Source organism: Flagellimonas oceanensis (assembly GCF_003992595.1).
In the GTDB taxonomy this organism is placed as follows: domain Bacteria; phylum Bacteroidota; class Bacteroidia; order Flavobacteriales; family Flavobacteriaceae; genus Flagellimonas; species Flagellimonas oceanensis.
The window spans coordinates 31,257-33,805 of the sequence record NZ_RZNA01000050.1; the positions used below are offsets into that span (position 1 = coordinate 31,257).

General features: G+C 42.9%; 4 protein-coding genes. 1 reads left to right on the forward strand and 3 read right to left on the reverse strand.

Annotation, left to right across the window (positions count from 1 at the left end):
• From EO132_RS19620 to EO132_RS19365, 3 genes are all read right to left on the reverse strand, one after another.
• The coding region (locus tag EO132_RS19620) for a response regulator (protein WP_235856501.1) at positions 1 to 396 on the reverse strand (396 nt) is incomplete at its 3' end.
• 5 nt (positions 397 to 401) lie between these two features.
• Entirely contained in the window at positions 402 to 1,487 is a 1,086-nt protein-coding gene (locus EO132_RS17180; protein WP_235856502.1) for a sensor histidine kinase, read from the reverse strand.
• 224 nt (positions 1,488 to 1,711) lie between these two features.
• Positions 1,712 to 1,879, reverse strand: a complete 168-nt coding sequence (locus tag EO132_RS19365; RefSeq protein WP_164732373.1) for a hypothetical protein — start codon at positions 1,877 to 1,879, stop codon at positions 1,712 to 1,714.
• Between the two features lie 413 nt (positions 1,880 to 2,292).
• Between EO132_RS19365 and EO132_RS17185 the strand changes: the two genes are divergently transcribed.
• On the forward strand, positions 2,293 to 2,549 hold a 257-nt coding region (locus EO132_RS17185; RefSeq protein ID WP_164732267.1), incomplete at its 3' end, for a helix-turn-helix domain-containing protein.

Here is a 2,549-nt window from a genome sequence, read left to right on the forward strand (position 1 = left end):
ATTAATAGCTCCTTGATGTTCTTGTCTTTTTTCCAACGCTCTTTCCACGGCCATTTTGAGTTCCTCTTTTGTAAAGGGCTTGGTCAAATAGTCCATAGCTCCGGACTTAAGCACTTCCAAGGCGCCACCAACGGATGGGTATCCTGTAACCACCAATTTTGGCATATTGGGATAATGTTCTTTGGCGTACTTCAATAATTGAACACCATCGACTTCGGGCATTTGAATATCCGTGATCAATAGGTCTATGGAGGTGTCCTTTAGGATAAACAAGGCTTCTTTAACCGATATGGCCTTAAAAACATGGTAGTTGAACTCTTTGAGCCTTCTTGCCAAGAGTTCCAAGATCTTGATATCATCATCTACAATAAGAATGTTCTCTTTGTTCAGGGCCATGGGCATCATTTTGGAAATTCCAAGGTAAAAATAGTTCCTTTTGGCTTATTGGGTCCATGCCTAATGGTCCCCTTATAGCTTTTAATAATGCCATGGACCACGCTCAGGCCAAGACCTGTGCCCTCCCCGACCGGTTTGGTAGTATAAAAGGGTTCAAAAACCTTGTTTTCCTGGCCAGGTGCTATCCCTTCCCCTTGGTCGATAATATTGATAACGATCTTCTGCTTCTCGCCAAGGAGCTTTACCCTGATCTCTCCACGTTCAGGGGAGTAATACGCTGCGTTCATGATAAGGTTGAACATGACCTGGGTCAATTGGACCGTATTGGCCTGGATCCTTAAATCATCGTTGTCGTAGGATTTGACGACCGATAACTGTTTTTCCCTAAGGGAGGGCCCCATAAGGCGAATCACACTGTCCATAATCTTGTTCAGCTCGACAACTTCCATCTGTTGTGGCATTTCACAGGTAAAGAACATTAGTTTTTTGACAATTTCCCTGCTGAAAATGGCATTGTCCAAAATCGTTTGTAAATCATCCTTGGTCTCAATATCGGTAGCTTTATCAAGCAATAATTCGGCAAACCCCAAAATATTGGCCAAAGGGGTATTCAGTTCATGGGCTATACCCGCAGTGATCTCTCCCATGATATGTAAACGATCATTACGTTCCATTTGTCTTTTCGTTTCCGCTTCGCTATCATGGATCTGTTTACGTTCCATTAGGTTCCCTACGGCCAAACATACATTTTTGAGCAGGGTCCTTTCTTCTGGAAGAAAGTCCTTCAGTGTATAATCCGAAGCTGGATAACCTATGGCTATGGTTCCCTCCACCTTGTTGAACACAATGACGTCACGGGATAGGCAGGTCATAGGCTCCGTAAATCCATGGGTCCGTAGCTGATAGTTGCCGATGGAAACCGCCGCCTCGGCAACTTCGGGAAACTGCCACCCTCTTTTAAGACAATAGGCAATGGCTTCCAAGGAAGTGGACAGTTCGTCGTATCCGGAATTCACGATGATAGAGGTAACCTCGTAAAGACAGGTCAACTCTTTTACCCGTTCCTTTAATTTTTGATCTGTATTTCTCATGGCTTTTGAAACGTTTTGACCGTAAAGGTACATACCCTCCAATTGCTATCACATAGCTACGAAAATTTCATCAAAGTCCTTTTACCTAAAGAACATGTCTGCCCTGTGACCCAGAATTTGGATTCCAATACATTCGCTGTTTTAGTTCCAAAGTCTGGAAAAGACCTTGTGTGCAAAAAATGGGAAAGCACAAACCTGTCCGGGAAAGAAAAGAACTGATACAACTATTTTACCGTGTTCAAATCCTCCATAATTCCAATTTTGATCTCAAGTTCCCGAATATAATGCGTAAGTAGGTAATCCATCCAAATACGGAAGTTACCAAAGAAAACGCACCCCTCCCTTAGGTGGTATACTATGTCCGGCGTTTCCACATTTGAGTCAGAATTCATTTTGACTTTTTAAATAAATGTTTGACTAAAATTGAGATGTAAAAAAGAACTAAAATCAGTAACGAAATATAAAAGAAAATCTCATAAAGTTCCGTTTTATTAGATTCCGTTTTTCCGATATAATCAGGCTTATCATTTTCAGTCAGCATTAAATATGTACAAACTAAAAACCATAAATGGACTATAAAAATTTGAAGTTTAAAGGTTAATTTCATTCAGCGTTCTGATTTTCCACAATTGTAGGCAACTAGGTTGTATGGATGCAAAAAACGGGCATAGTATACCACCTGCGGCGGATTAAACTGAGCCACCCGCGGCGGACCAAAGTGAGCATAGTGGGGCGGATGAAAGTGAGCCACTAAAAAGATCGATTCTATTTGAGTGTTGCGATGGTTTCTTTTGTAAAAAAGACCATGGCGAACAAACAGATAGATATGCGAAAGGCAAAAAGGATTTACAAATTGTACGGCGAGGGGGCCAGCAAGCGACGGATCAGCAAGGAACTTGGCATCTCCCGCAACACGGTGGCCAAGTACATCGAGTTCTTCAAGTGCTACAGGCTGACGCCCTACGAGGTCTCGGAGATGACCCTGGAGGAGATCCACAGGCTCTTCAAGGCGGACCAAAAGCCCAAGAGCGAACAGCTGAGGACCTTAGAGCGGTACTTCCC